The organism is Buchnera aphidicola (Anoecia corni) (genome assembly GCF_964056675.1).
GTDB classification, from domain to species: domain Bacteria; phylum Pseudomonadota; class Gammaproteobacteria; order Enterobacterales; family Enterobacteriaceae; genus Buchnera_E; species Buchnera_E aphidicola_B.
In genome coordinates this window covers 437,560-453,275 of record NZ_OZ060371.1, presented here as the reverse complement: position 1 = coordinate 453,275, position 15,716 = coordinate 437,560, and the positions used below count along the sequence as shown (strand labels likewise).

Here is a 15,716-nt window from a genome sequence, read left to right as displayed (position 1 = left end):
TTTCCTTTTCAATTATATTAAATATGTTGATAATTATACATTTTACTGTACCAATTTACTTCTTTCATTAAATTTGTATGAGAACCATGTTGAATAATGTTTCCATTTTTCATAACTACAATTTCATCAGAGTTTTTTATAACAGATAATCTATGAGATGAAATAATTATACTTTGATTTTTCTTTTTCCATTTTTTTATATTTTTTAATATTTTGTGCTCGGTGCATCCATCAACAGCAGATAAAGCATCATCTAAAATTAATAATTCTGCATTTAATAATAAAGCTCTAGCAATTGCAATTCTCTGTTTTTGTCCTCCTGACAGCATAACCCCTTTCTCTCCAACTTGAGTATTGTATTTTTTAGGAAATCGAATAATATCAGTATGAATATTTGCTATTATAGAAACAAATTTTATTTCAGAATAAGTTGCGTTAGGTTTTCCTAAAGCTATGTTATTAAATATTGTATCAGAAAATAAAAATGTAGTTTGATTGACTACTGCAATATGATTTCTCCATTCTTTTAAAGATAATTCATTTAAATTTACTCCATTAAAAATAATCTCTCCTTTATCTATTGGAAAATTACGTTGTATTATATTTAATAACGTTGTTTTTCCAGATCCTGTAGGTCCACATAACCCTAATATTTTTCCTGATGATAAAACAATTTTTATATTTTTTAAAAAATGATCTTTAGTATTTGGATATTTGAAATAATTAATATTAATAATGAAACTATTAAGTATTTTTGGAAAAGTAGTATATAAATTTTTATTATTTGTATTGTTTGGAATAATTAAAATTTCTTGAATTCTTTCCCAAGCAGCACTCCCTCTTTCCACTATATTAAACATCCATGCTAAAGCTAACATAGGCCAAATAATCAATCCTAAATACATAATAAAACTAGTTAATTGTCCTAAACTTATAGCATTAGTCCAAACTAACCAACCTCCTACAGTAATAGATAAAAGATTAGATAAAGAAATAAAAAAATGAATTATTGGTTCAAAACATGCATCAACTTTAGATACTTCCATATTTTTAAAGCTAGTAAAGTTAGCAATTTTATTAAATTTTATTAATTGACTTTTTTCTAATCCAAAAGCTTTTATCATCCTGATACTAGTTAAACTTTCTTGTACTTGATTATTTAAAGAAGAAAAAGCAGCTTGTGATTCAAGAAAACGAATGTGTAATTTTTTTCCAAATTTTTGTATTATAAATGCCATTATTGGCATAGGTAATAAAGCAATTATAGTAAGTTTAAAACTGATCTGAGTACTCATAACAATTAAAACAGAAACACCTATAACCAGAGAATCAACCAATGTTAACACTCCTTCTCCTGCTGCAAAAACTACACGGTCTACGTCATTAGTAGCCCTTGCCATTAAATCTCCAGTTCTTTTTGTTAAATAAAAAGACATAGTGTGTTTACTAAGGGATTTATATAATTTTTTTCTTAATTCTACAGCTAATTTATATGATGCACCAAATAATAAAATTCTCCAAATATATCGAAAGATATAAATGATAATAGAAGTAGTAAGCATAGATATAATCCAGTTAAACATATTTATGCTATTTTTTTTATTTTGAATGATTGCATCTACTAACATTCCAAGTAATTTAGGAGGAAGAAGTTGAAGTATAGCAATTATAAGTAATAGTGTTATAGCTCCTAAATAGCGTTTCCATTCTTTTAAAAAAAACCATTTTAATTGATTAAACAATTTCACAGAAAATTTCCTACTAGTTAAAGTATGTATATGAATAAGTTATGGGTAAAATTGTTATATTTTTAATATTTTAATATAGATATGTATAATACTTGTAATACTAAAAAAATAATAACAAAAATAGAAAATTTTATACTAATTTATTTTCATCGAAAAAGTGAATATATTTTTAAAAATAATTTTAAATAAAAATATTTTATTAAACTATATTTCCTGATAGTTGAGTGTTATTTTTAATGTCAGATGTTTGTTCTAGACTGTGAAATATGTTATGAACACAAATATGAGAATAATAATTTTCAATGTAATTTTTTAAAAATAAAATATTTTTTTTGTTAGAACTATTAGAATAAAATGTATTATTACATTCAATAAGAAATATATGTCCTTTTGGATTTGTAAAAATTCCATAAACTGGTTGATTTTGAAGTTTTAATTTTAAATTAAATGAAAATTTCTGGAGTGGCGAAATGTTTAATTGAGATAGGATGATTTTATTAGAAAAAACAAATTGTTTATTTAATAAAATCCGCAACTTATTATTCGGTGTAGTATCTATTGTTTTTTTTAAATTCATTATTATTTTTTTTCTTGTTTGCGTATATCTCAATATATTTTTTATTTCTTTTATACATTCTGAAATAGTTTTTTGTTTTTTTGGGATATATTTTTCTATATTGAATAAGTAACATATTCCATGTTTAAAATCGATTTTATATAAATTTACATTAGATATAGAGTGAATATTTAATTTTTTAAATGTTTTTTTTTCTAGAATAGTATTTATTAAATTTTTTAGAGTATTTTTTTTAGAAAAAAGTGTAGCATGAAGAACATCTAACTTAAATTTTTTAGCAATATTTTTTAAATTATTTTTCTTATTTTTTATTTCTTGATATATTTTCTGTTTGATTATCTGAAATTTTTGGTTATTTATATTGTCAGTTGATTTTGGCGTAAAAATCTTTTTTGCATTTAGAACTGTTTTTTTTTGTGAAGGAATTACTTTACTGGATTTTAAAATATAAAAACCTTGTTTCGAACAAATTATTTTAGAAATATTCCCATTATATGCTAAAAACACACGTTGAATTTCACTTGGAAATGACGAGTTAGTTATCCAACTTGTACTATTATTTTCTGTTATAGGAATATAATTAGTTGTTTTTTTTCTTTGTTTTTCTATTTTTTTAAAATTTTTTCCAAATAATAATTCTGTTATTATAGTTTTAGCTGTTTTTTTAGAATTAGTTTTTAGAATAGTAAATTTTCTTTTTGTTGAAATAAAAGGATTCTGACAATTTGATGTATTCCAATTTTTTAAATTATTATTATTAACTGACATTTTTAATTTATTAATATCAAGTTTAATATAATTTATTTTTAATTTTTCAGGATGAAAAAATGAATATTTATGTTTTTTGTAATAATTTTTTATATTTTGTAGTGTTATTTTTTGCTGATTTATTTTTTTGTAGACATTTATTTTAGCTTGCCTAATTATTCTGTGTTCAGAGAAAGATTTTATAAGTATATTTAGTTCTGAATTTGTTAAAAAATCAGTATCTTCTAGTACGGATAAAAATTTTTTTTTCGATTCTTGTATATTTACAAAATTTTCATATTCTTTTTTTGAAATATGTAAAATCTTTAAAAAATTATTAAATTTATTTTGATTAAATTTGTTATTTTTTTTAAAAAAAGATAATGTTTGTATTTTTTTTTTTATAAAAGAGGAACTTAATAAAAAATGAATTTTATTCATATATTGCTCTAATAATATATTTTTGATTTTTTTAGATAAAAATTTTCTATAGTTTTGATTAATAGAATTATTTTTTTTATAGTAAAAATTGTTTAATAAATTATTAGAAATTGTATTTTTTTCTGAAGAAATTAATTGATAAATATATTTAAGTGTATTGTCTTTTTTTTGTATGCTATACACATTAGATGTATGTTCTTTTTTTATGCTGTTTTTATTAACGCAAGTATAAGTAATACTTATCATTAAAGAAATAGCTAGTAAAGTTAATAAACTATTAACTATGATCTTGTTCAATTTGAAATTAGCCTTGATATTAAAAATTAAAATTTAAATTAATTTGAATTAATTAAAAAATACAAATACATAAGTATATAAATTAAAAATATATATATGTACGTATGTGTTAATTATAGCTAGTATATAATATAAAACTGACATTTTATAGTCAAAATTATTTTAAGTTTGATTTATTAAAAATTATTTTTTAAATAAATATATAGTTAATGTATATGATATTTATTTAGTAAAATACACACTGGTAAAATGTTTCATTTCACCAGTTGCAAAATAATTATAATTATTTTGTAAAATTTTCAGTTAAGTATGGTTTTTTTTCTAATGCTAAAATTAATACTTCTTTAATTGTTTCGACAGTAATAATTTTTAGATTAGATTTAATATTTTTTTCAATTTCTTCTAAATGTATTTTATTTTCTTTAGGTATAATTACAGTTTTAATACCGCTTCTACGTGCGGCTAAAAGTTTTTCTTTTAACCCTCCTATACTTAAAACTCTTCCACTTAATGTAATTTCTCCTGTCATAGCTATATTTGATTTAACTGGATTATAAGTTAAACAAGATACTATAGCAGTACACATAGCTATTCCTGCGCTCGGTCCATCTTTAGGTATGGCTCCTTCTGGGACGTGTACGTGTACATCTTTTTTTTCATAAAAAGTTTTTTTTATTCCTAAATATTTTGCTTGTGATCTTACTACTGTCAGAGCAGTTTGAATTGATTCTTTCATTACTTTACCTAACGACCCTGTATAGGTTAACTTTCCTTTTCCAGATACACAAGCTGTTTCAATAGTAAGAATTTCTCCCCCTACTTCAGTCCATGCTAAACCAGTTACTTGGCCTATGTGATTAGAAGATCTGGTTTTTCCAAAAATAAATTTTTTAATTCCTAAATATTTTTTTAAATTTTTTTTGTCAATTGATATAGAGGTGCAATCTTTTTTTAATAATATTTTTTTAACTGTTTTTCTACATATTTTTGATATTTCTCTTTCTAAATTTCTAACTCCAGATTCTCGAGTATAATATCTTATAATATTAACCAAAGCATCGTCTTGAATGAAAAGTTCTTTATTTTTTAAGGCATTTCTTTTCATTTGTTTGTCGTATAAATAATTTTTTGCTATATTTATTTTTTCATCTTCTGTATATCCAGAAATTCGTAAAATTTCCATTCTGTCTAATAGTGGAGTAGGAATATTTGTAGAATTAGCAGTAGCTATGAACATTACGTCAGAAAGATCGTAATCTACTTCTAAGTAATGATCATTAAAAGCTATGTTTTGTTCTATATCTAAAACTTCTAATAATGCTGCCACTGGATCTATTCTAATATCAAAAGCCATTTTATCAATTTCATCTAGTAAAAAAAGAGGATTTTTGACTCCAACTTTAGCTATTTTTTGAATTATCTTCCCAGGCATAGATCCAATATATGTTCTTCGATGACCTCTTATTTCAGCTTCATCTTTTATTCCACCTAATGCCATTCTAATATATTTTCGCCCAGTGGCTTTTGCTATAGATTTTCCTAATGAAGTTTTTCCTACTCCAGGAGGTCCTACTAAACATAATATCGGACCTTTTAATTTTTTTGTTCTATTTTGTACAGCAAGAAATTCCAGAATTCTTTCTTTGATATTATCTAATCCGTAATGATCGTTATCTAATATATGTTTTGCTATATGTAAATTTTTTTTTATTTTGCTTTTTGTATTCCATGGAACTTGTAACATCCAATCAATATAATTTCTAATAACAGTAGCTTCTGCTGACATAGAAGACATCATTTTCAATTTTTGAAGTTCTGATATAGCTTTTTTTTTAGCGTCTTTTGGCATTTTACTTATTTTTATTTTTTTTTCTAAAACTTCATTTTCGTCTAAATTTGAATCCGGTTCCCCTAATTCTTTTTGAATAGCTTTTATTTGTTCGTTTAAATAATATTCTCTTTGGCTTTTCTCCATTTGGTTTTTGACACGATTTCTAATTTTTTTTTCAATTTCTAGTAAATCAATTTCTGATTCTATTACACTCATTATATTTTCTAATCTTTCTTCAACATTTTCTAACTCCAGTATTAATTGTTTTGATGATAATTTTAACGGAATATGAGACACGATAGTATCTGCTAATTTTTCTGGATCATGTATTTCTTGTAGAGTAGTTAATATGTCAAAAGGAATTTTTTTATTTAATTTTATATATTTTTTAAATTGGTTAATAGTTGTTCTCAATAAAACAGTAACTTTTTTTTCTTCTACAGGCTCAGATTTTTTTTTGCAAACATTTGCTAAAAAATATTCTTTTTTTTCTTCTATAAAGTTTTTTATTTTTGCACGGAATAATCCTTCTACTAATACCTTGACTGTTCCATCTGGTAATTTCAACATTTGAAGAATTTTTGCTATAGTTCCAACTTTAAATAAATCAGATTCTTTAGGTTCTTCTATAGTTGATTTTTTTTGAGTAATTAATAGTATTTTTTTATCATGTTTCATAGAATATTCTATACATTGAATCGATTTTTTTCTTCCTACAAATAAAGGAATAACCATATAAGGATACACTACGACATCTCGTAATGGTAAAATAGAAATTTTAATATTTTTTTCTAACATGTCAATATTCATTAATATAGACCTTTATATTTTTAAACTAATTTGAAAAAATTGATTTTCAACTCAATTAATAATTGTATGAATAATTAATTATTATAACGTATGACAATCAAATTTTTTTCAATAACTATGTGACAAACGTATTTTATGAACATTTTGATTGTTTTAATAATACTAGTATTTATTGTTATATGTATATATTTATTAATTTTTTGTTTTATAAATTAATACTGGATCAGAATTGTTATAAACAGTTTCTTCTGTAATTAATATTTTTTTTACATTATTAATAGAAGGTAAATTAAACATAGTATCTAATAAAATATTTTCCAAAATAGAACGTAGACCTCTTGCTCCTATATTTTTTTTTAATGCTTGTTTTGCTATTGCTTTAATAGATTGATCACAGAATTCTAGTTCAACTCCTTCAATTTCAAAGAGTGTTTGATATTGTTTAATTAACGCATTTTTTGGCTCAGTTAATATTTTTGATAAAGATTTATAATCTAGTTTTTCTACACTAGTTAGTATAGGTAATCTTCCAACAAATTCAGGAATTAATCCAAATTTTATTAAATCTTTAGGTTCTATTTTTTCTAATAAATTAAAATTATATTTTTCTATATTGTTTAGAACAGAATGAAATCCAATAGAATTGGTAGTATGTATTCTTTTTGAAATAATTTTTTCTAATCCATGAAAAGCTCCGCCACATATAAATAAAATGTTAGAAGTATTAACGTTTAAAAATTCTTGATTAGGATGTTTTCTGCCACCTTTAGGTGGAATGGAAGCTAGTGTTCCTTCTATTATTTTTAATAACGATTGTTGCACTCCTTCTCCAGAAACGTCTCTAGTAATAGAAACATTTTCAGATTTTCGTGCAATCTTATCTATTTCATCAATATAAATGATTCCTCGTTCAGCTTTTTCAATATCAAAGTTACAAGTACTTAACAGTTTCTGTATAATGTTTTCAACATCTTCGCCTACGTAGCCTGCTTCAGTTAATGTAGTTGCATCAACTATAACAAAAGGAACATTTATAATTTTTGCTAATGTTTTAGCTAATAATGTTTTTCCGCTTCCAGTTGGTCCTATTAGTAAAACATTACTTTTTTCACATTCAACTTTATTGTTTTCAAAAGTATTTTTTTTAATGCGTTTATAATGATTGTACACTGCTACAGAAAGTATTTTTTTAGATTTTTTTTGTCCAATTATGTGATGGTTTAAATGTTTGTATATTTCATGTGGAGTTAAATGTATTTTACACATAAATTGATTAATTTCGCTATTTTTTTCTTGTGTAATTATTTCATTGCATAAAAGAATGCATTCTTCACAAATAGATACATTTTTTCCAGTTATAATTTTTTTTAATTTATTTTCAGATTTATTACAAAAAGAACAATGTAACATAGAGTCAATTTTTTTTTTAAAATCATCGTTCATAAAAAACCTTACATATAAAGTTTATATTTAATTTTATAGTTTATAATTTTATAATAAAAAATATAAACTTTATTTATACAAATAATTATTGAATTTAAACAAAATAATAGAATTTACATTCTAGTTGTTAGAATAGAATCAATTAAACCATATTCTTTTGCTTCGCGAGCACTCAAAAAACAATCTCTTTCAGTATCCATTTCTACTTTTTCAAAAGTATTTTTTGTCATTTTAGCAAGAATTTTATTCATTTTTTTTTTTATAAATAAAATTTCCTTAGCATGTATTGCAACATCAGATGCCTGTCCTTTATATTGTCCTAAAGGTTGATGAATCATAATTCTAGAATTAGGAAGGGAATATCGTTTTTTTTTATTTCCCGCAGCAAGTAAAAAAGCTGCCATAGAACACGCTTGTCCTATACAAATAGTATTCACTTCTGGTGTTATAAATTGCATTGTATCGTAAATAGACATACCTGAACTGATAATTCCTCCCGGAGAGTTGATATATAAAAAGATATCTTTGTTTGGATTTTCAGATTCTAAAAACAAAAGTTGGGCTATTACTGTATTAGCCATATTATCTTCTATAGATCCTGTTACAAATATAATCCGTTCTTTTAATAGACGAGAGTATATATCGTAAGATCTTTCTCCTCTTTCATGATTTTCTACTACCATTGGAATAAGATGTGAATAATTTTTTGCATAATTTTGACATATTTTGTTTTTATACATATTTTTTTATTAATTATGTTAATTTGTTAAAAGTAATAAATTCATTATAAATGTTAATATTTATTGCATATATAAAACATTTTAATTTTAGTATTTAAAATATACAATATATAAATATATTGAACATCATTAAAAGATATTATATATATAATAATATATTTATTGTTTAAAATTTTTAATTTGCTTAAATCTTTTTAATAAATTGTTGAAAAGAATATTGTTTATATATAATTTTTGTTGATTTAAGTAAAGTTGAATAGATTTTATTTTCTATAATAAAATTATCTATTTTTTTTCTTATTTTTGTATTTTTATAATAAGCATTTATATATTTTGAATATATATGTTCTTTTTTAAAAGAACTTTGAAAAAAATTTTGTATAATATTTTTATCAATAGAAATTAGATTTTCATTAATAACTTTTTTAAAAGTTAATTTTAAAATTAAATTTTTTATAGCTTCAGCTTTTACTTTTTTTTCTGAATAAATTGAAAGTAAACATCTAAATTTTTTTTCATATTTAGTATTATAATATTTATATATTAAATTCATTTCTTTTTTTATCATTTTTTCCGGAAAAGAGATAGAATTTTTCTTTAAAATATTATTAATAATTTGTTTTTTAATATATATTTTTTTAAAAACATTTAATGTTGTTTTCATTTTTTTTTTAACATTATTAAATAAACTACTTTTAATTTTTTTTAGAAATTCTATTTTTTTTGAAACAGGTAAATATAGTTTTTCTATATTTTTAATTAAAATTATAATTTTTACTTTTTTTCCTTTAAGTTCTTTTTCATAAAAATTTGAAGAAAATGTTTTATATATATTACAAACATCGCCTATTTTATGTCCTAATAGTTTATTTTGAATCTCAGAAAAAAATAATTTATTATTTATAATAAAAGAAAAATTTTTTGTTTTATATTTTTCAATATATAGGTTATTATGCTTTATTTTATAGTCAATAGTAATTTTATCTGAGTTTTGTATTAAATAATAAGATTTTTTTTTCCATGATAAATAATTTTTATATATTTTTTTTAAATAAAAAGATTTATCTGAGTTAGTAATATTAATTTTCGGTTTTATGATTGTAGTGTTTTTTATCGATTTTATCGAAGAAGATAAGTATTCATAAAACTCAACTGAATAAGTAATATTTTTATCAAATGAATCTTCTTGAAAAATATATTTTGGACGATCTAATATTTTGTATCTTTTTTTATCAATATAATTGAAAAAGTTTTTTTTCATCAGATATGTAATTGATTTTTGCATAATTTCATTTTTATGCATTTCATAAATAATATTTAATGGAACTTTTCCTTTTCTAAAACCATGTAAAGATACATTTTTTTTTAAGATGATACTTTCTAGATTCATTCTTTTTAAAAATTCTTTTTTGCTAATATTTAATGTTATCAAGTGATGTTTGATTGTTTTATTTTCTTTATTTTTTTTTTTCATACTAATTCCAATAAATCATGGTTATCTAAATATATTTATAAAATATTTTTAAAATTTAAAGAAATCAAATTATTTTTATTGTTATTTTACTTTCAATTTAAACTTAAAAATTATATAAATTAATGATAGGTATAGAAAAAGAAAATATTTACATAATAATTATCATTAGTAATATATTTAAAATATTTAACAATTATAAGTTTTGTATATAGTTAAAACTAATCAAAAAATAATTATGAAATATAATATACTATGTTTTATTTTGTATAATTAATAGATAACATATGTAAATTTAATAATTATTAAATACGTATATATTAATATATTTATATTTATTTAAAATTAATTGTTTTTTATATTATTAGGATCTTTTGTTTGAACAAATAATCTTATAATTCGTATTATTTTTTTTAGTATTCCATTCTATTTGTGTATAAGTGTATAAATCAATAGAATAAATAGAAATATTATTTTTTTTTAATATTGCATGTACTAACTGGTGTCTACGTAATAAGGACAAAGAAGAAAACTGTTGAGACACAATAATTAATTTATAATGACTGTTATTTTTTTTTAGTAAATGAAATTTACTATTATTAAAAATAATTAAAGTAGTAGTAGATAAGCTTTTTTTTAAAATTTTTTTTAATATTTGTTTCATAAAATACTCTTTATTAAATAATATAATAATTATGATAATGTAATTAAAAGTAATTATTTTTTATAAAATAATTATAAATCATTTGATATATGCGGTAAAAATTTACTAGTTATATATATATTTTATATATTATTTTGTGTTTAATAAAACATTAAACAAGCAATTTTATTTATAATTTAATTAGGTTTGCAAATGAAATTTATCAAAAAAAGTAAAATTTTAAAAATTTTTTTAATTAATAGTACTATTTTATTGCTATATGGTTGTAGTTATGATGGTATTTTAAATGGGAAAGGAATAATAGCGACTCAACAATACGAATTATTAATTACGGCTTTTTTAATTATGTTATTGATTGTTATTCCAGTAATTATAATGACTTTACTGTTTTCCTTTTTATACCGATCTTCTAAAAAAAACACAAATTATGATCCAAATTGGAATCATTCAAAACCAATAGAGATTATAGTTTGGACAATTCCAATAATAATTATATTTTTTTTAGCAAAAATAACATGGCAATCAACTCATGATTTAGACCCAAAAAAAAATATTTTTTTAGAAAAAGATAAAAAACCAATTTATATTAATGTTGTTTCTTTAGATTGGAAGTGGTTATTCATTTATCCGCAATACAACATAGCGACTATTAATGAAATTTCTATTCCGATAAACGTACCTATCATATTTAAAATAACATCTAATTCTAATATGAATTCTTTTTTTATTCCTTCACTTGGTAGTCAAATATACGCTATGGCAGGCATGAAAACAACTTTACACCTTATTTCTAATGAAACAGGAGTACTTAAAGGAATTTCTGCAAATTATAGTGGAGAAGGATTTTCTGGAATGAAATTTTCAGTTATATCTAGTAAAAATACTAAAACTTTTATGCAATGGATTAATAAAGTAAAAAAATCTAAAAAACATATAAATAATTTTTATGATTTTAAAAAAATATCTGTTCCTAATCAAAATCATAATATAGAATATTTTTCTAGTGTATATTCAAAAATATTTACGGATATAATTAATCAATTTTATCCATAATTAGATTTTTAATTTTATTAAATTAAAAAAGATTATTTTTAGGAAAAAAAATGTTTGGTAAATTAACTTTACAATCTATACCTTATCATGAACCTATAATCATGATTACTTATTTTATAATAATAACTATTGGAAGTATTATAATTGCATATATTACATATATAAGAAAATGGAACGATTTGTGGAACATTTGGATTACTTCAGTTGACCATAAAACTATAGGTATAATGTATATGGTTCTTGCTTTTGTAATGTTATTTCGTGGTTTTACAGATGCTGTTATGATGAGAATCCAACAAATTCTAGCTTCAACATTAAATCATGGTTCAGGTTTTTTACCACCGCATCATTATGACCAAATATTTACAGCACATGGGGTAATAATGATTTTTTTTGTAGCCATGCCTTTAATAATTGGATTTATGAATTTTATTATTCCATTACAAATAGGAGCAAGAGACGTTGCTTTTCCATTTCTTAATAATTTAAGTTTTTGGTTAACTGTAAGCGGCGCAATACTGATTAATATTTCGTTAGGAATTGGAGAATTTGCAGCTACAGGTTGGTTGGCATATCCTCCATTATCTGAACTAATATATAGTCCTGGAGTAGGAGTTGATTATTGGATTTGGAGTCTACAAATTTCAGGAATTGGAACAACTTTAACAGCGATTAATTTTCTAGTAACTATAATACAATTACGAGCGCCAGGAATGAGTATGTTCAAAATGCCAGTTTTTACTTGGACATCTCTATGCTCTAATTTATTAATTTTAATTTCTTTTCCTGTTTTAACAACCACCTTATCATTATTAACGTTGGATAGATATTTCGGATTTCATTTTTTTACTAATGATTTTTATGGAAATCCTATGATGTACATTAATTTGATTTGGATTTGGGGTCATCCGGAAGTTTATATTTTAATTTTACCTGTATTTGGTATTTTTTCTGAAGTTGTTTCTACGTTTTCTAAAAAAACTTTATTTGGATATGTTTCATTAGTATGGGCTACAATAGTAATTACTATTTTGTCTTTTATAGTCTGGTTACATCATTTTTTTACTATGGGAGCAGGATCTAATGTTAATACTTTTTTTAGTATAGCTACGATGGTTATATCAATCCCTACTGGAGTAAAGATTTTTAATTGGTTATTTACCATGTACAAAGGGAAGGTTAAAATGCATTCTTCAATGTTATGGACTATAGGATTTTTAATTTCTTTTACTATTGGAGGTATGACTGGAGTAATCTTATCTATACCAGCACTTGATTTTGTATTGCACAATAGCTTATTTTTAATAGCACACTTCCATAATATGATTATTGGAGGAGTAGTTTTTGGATGTTTTGCAGGAATAAATTATTGGTTTCCAAAATGTTTTGGATTTGTTCTGAATGAGTTTTGGGGTAAACTAGCTTTTGTATTTTGGATAACTGGATTTTTTATTGCATTTATGCCTTTATATCTATTAGGGTTTATGGGAATGACACGTCGTATTAGTCAAAATATTGATCCAGAATTTCATACTTTATTGGTAGTTTCAGGTATAGGAGTATTTTTAATTTTATTAGGAATAATAAGTCAAATAATTCAATTTTATTCTTCTATAAAAAATAGAAAAAAAAATATTGATTTTACTGGAGATCCTTGGGATGGAAGAACTTTAGAGTGGTCTATTTCTTCTCCTCCTCCGTTTTATAATTTTTCAAAAATACCAAATATAACAAGAAGAGATGATTTTTGGTTTTTAAAACATAAAAAAATACAAAGCACTATATTAGACAAAAAAAAATATTTTTTTAAAATGCCAAAAAATTCTAAGTATGGAGTTTTAATCGGATTTTTTTCTACTTTTTTAGGATTTTCTGCTGTATGGCATATTTGGTGGTTGTTTATTTTTTCATTTGTATGCATATTAATGTTAATAATAATAAAGAGTTCTATAAAAAATAAAGAACAAATTATAACATCTGATGATGTATTAAAAATAGAAAATCAGTGGATTAAACATTTAAATAAAAAGAAAGATTATGATAGAAAATAAAAATTTGAAAGAAAAAAAAAAACTACACTATGAAAAACTTAATTTTACATTAGATAGAAAAAAAACATTTGGTTTTTGGATTTATTTAATGAGTGATTGTATTATTTTTGCAACTTTATTTTCAGTATATTCAGTTATGCATAGTAGTTGTCCATATTTTTTACAAAAAAATTCATTATTTAAAATAAATATTGTTAGTTTAGAAACTGCTGTATTATTATTAAGTTCAGTGTCTTACGGAACGTCTATGCATTTTTTACTAAAAAATAATTTAAAAAAAGCATATTTTACTTTTTTCATTTCTTTCATATTAGGATGCTATTTTATTTTTACTGAATATATTGAGTTATATACACTTATATTGAATGGATATGGACCTACAAAAAATGCTTTTTTATCTTCTTTTTTTACGTTATTAGCAACTCATGGAATTCATGTGTTTGTAGGAATAATATGGATGGTAGTTTTAATTATTCAATTAGCCTGCAAAAAAAATTATTCTTCTGCATTAATAAATGATTTTTTTTGCTTAGGACTATTTTGGCATTTTTTAGACATAATATGGATTTGTATATATACTTTTGTTTATTTAATTGGTGCTTTATGATTATAAAAAAACATAACGAAGAAAAAAATAATTTTATAAAAAGCAATATATATTCATATTTTTTTGGTTTTATTTATTCTGTTTTACTATCTTTTATTCCATTTTTCTTAATAGAAAAAAAAATAAATATTTTAGATAATAAAAATTACACAAATTTGATAATTTTACTTTGTTGTTGTCTTCAAATTTTTTTTCAAATATATTATTTTTTACATTTAAAAGATTCTATGGGAAATTTTTGGAATATTATTTTTTTATTATTTACTTTTATAATTATATTGATAATAATAATTGGATCTACTTGGATTATGTATAATTTACATTATAATGTAATGATTCATCAATATTAAATAACTGTAAAATAGTACACCATGATTAATTATTTTTATATTATAAAACCTAGAATTATAGTTGGTAACTTAATTTCTTTAATTGGAGGATTTTTTTTAGCATCTAGAGGAACAGTTATTTGGGATTTATTATTTTTTTCTTTAACTGGTACTCTTTTTGTTATTGCTTCCGCATGCGTTTTTAATAATGTTATTGATATAGATTTAGATAAAAAAATGAATAGAACAAAAAATAGAGTATTACCTAAAAAATTAATATCAGTTAAAAATGCTTGTGTTTATGGTATTTTATTGGCAGTTATAGGATTTAATATTATCTATTTTTATGTTAATCATTTATGTTTTTATTTAATTATGTTTGCTTTTTTTATATATATATTTGCATATACATTGTTGACTAAAAGATATTCTGTATATTCAACTTTTATTGGATCACTAGCAGGAGCTATTCCTCCTATCATAGGGTATTGTTCAGTTAGAGATAAAATTGATTTATGCTCTTTGTTATTGTATTTTTCATTAATATTCTGGCAAATATCGCATTTTTATTCTATAGCTTTGCATTATTTAGAAGATTACAGAAAGTCAGGAATGCCAATATTACCTGTTTATAAAAATATAAAAATAACTAAGATATATATTATTTTATTCATTATTTTTTATATTGTTGTTAATACAATTTTATTGTATTTTTCATATGTTAAAATACAATATTTTATAACATTAGCAATATTTTCTTTTTTATGGTTGTTTTTAGCTATATATGGCTTATTTATACACGTAAATTTGCGTTTATGGTCTAAAAATTTATTTATTTTTTCGTTATTAACAATATGTGTAAATATGTTGTTAATGATTACAGATAATTTTCGTTTTTTATAAATAA

General features: G+C 22.1%; 12 protein-coding genes. 5 read left to right on the top strand and 7 right to left on the bottom strand.

The window, feature by feature from the left end; translation table 11 throughout:
• Positions 1 to 17 precede the first annotated feature (17 nt).
• The 7 genes from AB4W63_RS01890 to AB4W63_RS01860 form a co-directional block, all read right to left on the bottom strand.
• Entirely contained in the window at positions 18 to 1,748 is a 1,731-nt protein-coding gene (locus AB4W63_RS01890) for a SmdA family multidrug ABC transporter permease/ATP-binding protein (protein ID WP_367680904.1), read from the bottom strand.
• Between the two features lie 199 nt (positions 1,749 to 1,947).
• Positions 1,948 to 3,810 (bottom strand): SurA N-terminal domain-containing protein, encoded by a 1,863-nt coding sequence (locus AB4W63_RS01885; RefSeq protein ID WP_367680903.1) that lies wholly within the window; start codon positions 3,808 to 3,810, stop codon positions 1,948 to 1,950.
• Positions 3,811 to 4,093: 283 nt separating this feature from the next.
• Positions 4,094 to 6,451, bottom strand: a complete 2,358-nt coding sequence (gene lon, locus AB4W63_RS01880) for an endopeptidase La (RefSeq protein ID WP_367680902.1) — start codon at positions 6,449 to 6,451, stop codon at positions 4,094 to 4,096.
• Between the two features lie 192 nt (positions 6,452 to 6,643).
• Positions 6,644 to 7,894: an ATP-dependent Clp protease ATP-binding subunit ClpX gene (gene clpX / locus AB4W63_RS01875; protein WP_367680901.1), complete on the bottom strand. Its 1,251-nt coding sequence runs from the start codon at positions 7,892 to 7,894 to the stop codon at positions 6,644 to 6,646.
• A gap of 113 nt (positions 7,895 to 8,007) precedes the next feature.
• Positions 8,008 to 8,634, bottom strand: coding sequence for an ATP-dependent Clp endopeptidase proteolytic subunit ClpP (clpP, locus tag AB4W63_RS01870; RefSeq protein ID WP_367680900.1), 627 nt, complete (start codon positions 8,632 to 8,634; stop codon positions 8,008 to 8,010).
• 184 nt (positions 8,635 to 8,818) lie between these two features.
• Positions 8,819 to 10,108 carry a trigger factor gene (tig, locus tag AB4W63_RS01865; protein ID WP_367680899.1) on the bottom strand — a complete coding sequence of 430 codons (1,290 nt, stop codon included), beginning with the start codon at positions 10,106 to 10,108 and terminating at the stop codon, positions 8,819 to 8,821.
• Positions 10,109 to 10,469: 361 nt separating this feature from the next.
• Positions 10,470 to 10,769 carry a BolA/IbaG family iron-sulfur metabolism protein gene (locus AB4W63_RS01860; RefSeq protein WP_367680898.1) on the bottom strand — a complete coding sequence of 100 codons (300 nt, stop codon included), beginning with the start codon at positions 10,767 to 10,769 and terminating at the stop codon, positions 10,470 to 10,472.
• 192 nt (positions 10,770 to 10,961) lie between these two features.
• Here AB4W63_RS01860 and cyoA point away from each other — a divergent pair, with 192 nt between their 5' ends.
• Genes cyoA through cyoE form a run of 5 tightly spaced genes read left to right on the top strand, consistent with a single transcriptional unit; the run spans position 10,962 to position 15,712 of the window.
• Positions 10,962 to 11,822: a ubiquinol oxidase subunit II gene (gene cyoA, locus AB4W63_RS01855; RefSeq protein WP_367680897.1), complete on the top strand. Its 861-nt coding sequence runs from the start codon at positions 10,962 to 10,964 to the stop codon at positions 11,820 to 11,822.
• A gap of 50 nt (positions 11,823 to 11,872) precedes the next feature.
• Positions 11,873 to 13,873: a cytochrome o ubiquinol oxidase subunit I gene (gene cyoB / locus AB4W63_RS01850; RefSeq protein ID WP_367680896.1), complete on the top strand. Its 2,001-nt coding sequence runs from the start codon at positions 11,873 to 11,875 to the stop codon at positions 13,871 to 13,873.
• Complete coding sequence (locus tag AB4W63_RS01845) at positions 13,860 to 14,480, top strand: cytochrome c oxidase subunit 3 (protein ID WP_367680895.1); 621 nt, start codon at positions 13,860 to 13,862, stop codon at positions 14,478 to 14,480. The genes cyoB and AB4W63_RS01845 overlap by 14 nt, the downstream gene beginning before the upstream one ends.
• Positions 14,477 to 14,830 (top strand): cytochrome o ubiquinol oxidase subunit IV, encoded by a 354-nt coding sequence (gene cyoD / locus AB4W63_RS01840; RefSeq protein WP_367680894.1) that lies wholly within the window; start codon positions 14,477 to 14,479, stop codon positions 14,828 to 14,830. Before AB4W63_RS01845 ends, cyoD begins: the two co-directional genes overlap by 4 nt.
• A gap of 21 nt (positions 14,831 to 14,851) precedes the next feature.
• On the top strand, positions 14,852 to 15,712 hold the full coding sequence (cyoE, locus tag AB4W63_RS01835; RefSeq protein ID WP_367680893.1) for a heme o synthase: 861 nt from the start codon (positions 14,852 to 14,854) through the stop codon (positions 15,710 to 15,712).
• Positions 15,713 to 15,716 lie beyond the last annotated feature (4 nt).

What these genes read in the sequence shown, in the direction of transcription:
- lon (WP_367680902.1), bottom strand. Translation starts at nt 6,451, where the DNA reads ATGAATATTGACATGTTAGAAAAAAATATTAAAATTTCTATTTTACCA.
- clpX (WP_367680901.1), bottom strand. Translation starts at nt 7,894, where the DNA reads ATGAACGATGATTTTAAAAAAAAAATTGACTCTATGTTACATTGTTCT.
- clpP (WP_367680900.1), bottom strand. Translation starts at nt 8,634, where the DNA reads ATGTATAAAAACAAAATATGTCAAAATTATGCAAAAAATTATTCACAT.
- tig (WP_367680899.1), bottom strand. Translation starts at nt 10,108, where the DNA reads ATGAAAAAAAAAAATAAAGAAAATAAAACAATCAAACATCACTTGATA.
- AB4W63_RS01860 (WP_367680898.1), bottom strand. Translation starts at nt 10,769, where the DNA reads ATGAAACAAATATTAAAAAAAATTTTAAAAAAAAGCTTATCTACTACT.
- cyoA (WP_367680897.1), top strand. Translation starts at nt 10,962, where the DNA reads ATGAAATTTATCAAAAAAAGTAAAATTTTAAAAATTTTTTTAATTAAT.
- cyoB (WP_367680896.1), top strand. Translation starts at nt 11,873, where the DNA reads ATGTTTGGTAAATTAACTTTACAATCTATACCTTATCATGAACCTATA.
- AB4W63_RS01845 (WP_367680895.1), top strand. Translation starts at nt 13,860, where the DNA reads ATGATAGAAAATAAAAATTTGAAAGAAAAAAAAAAACTACACTATGAA.
- cyoD (WP_367680894.1), top strand. Translation starts at nt 14,477, where the DNA reads ATGATTATAAAAAAACATAACGAAGAAAAAAATAATTTTATAAAAAGC.
- cyoE (WP_367680893.1), top strand. Translation starts at nt 14,852, where the DNA reads ATGATTAATTATTTTTATATTATAAAACCTAGAATTATAGTTGGTAAC.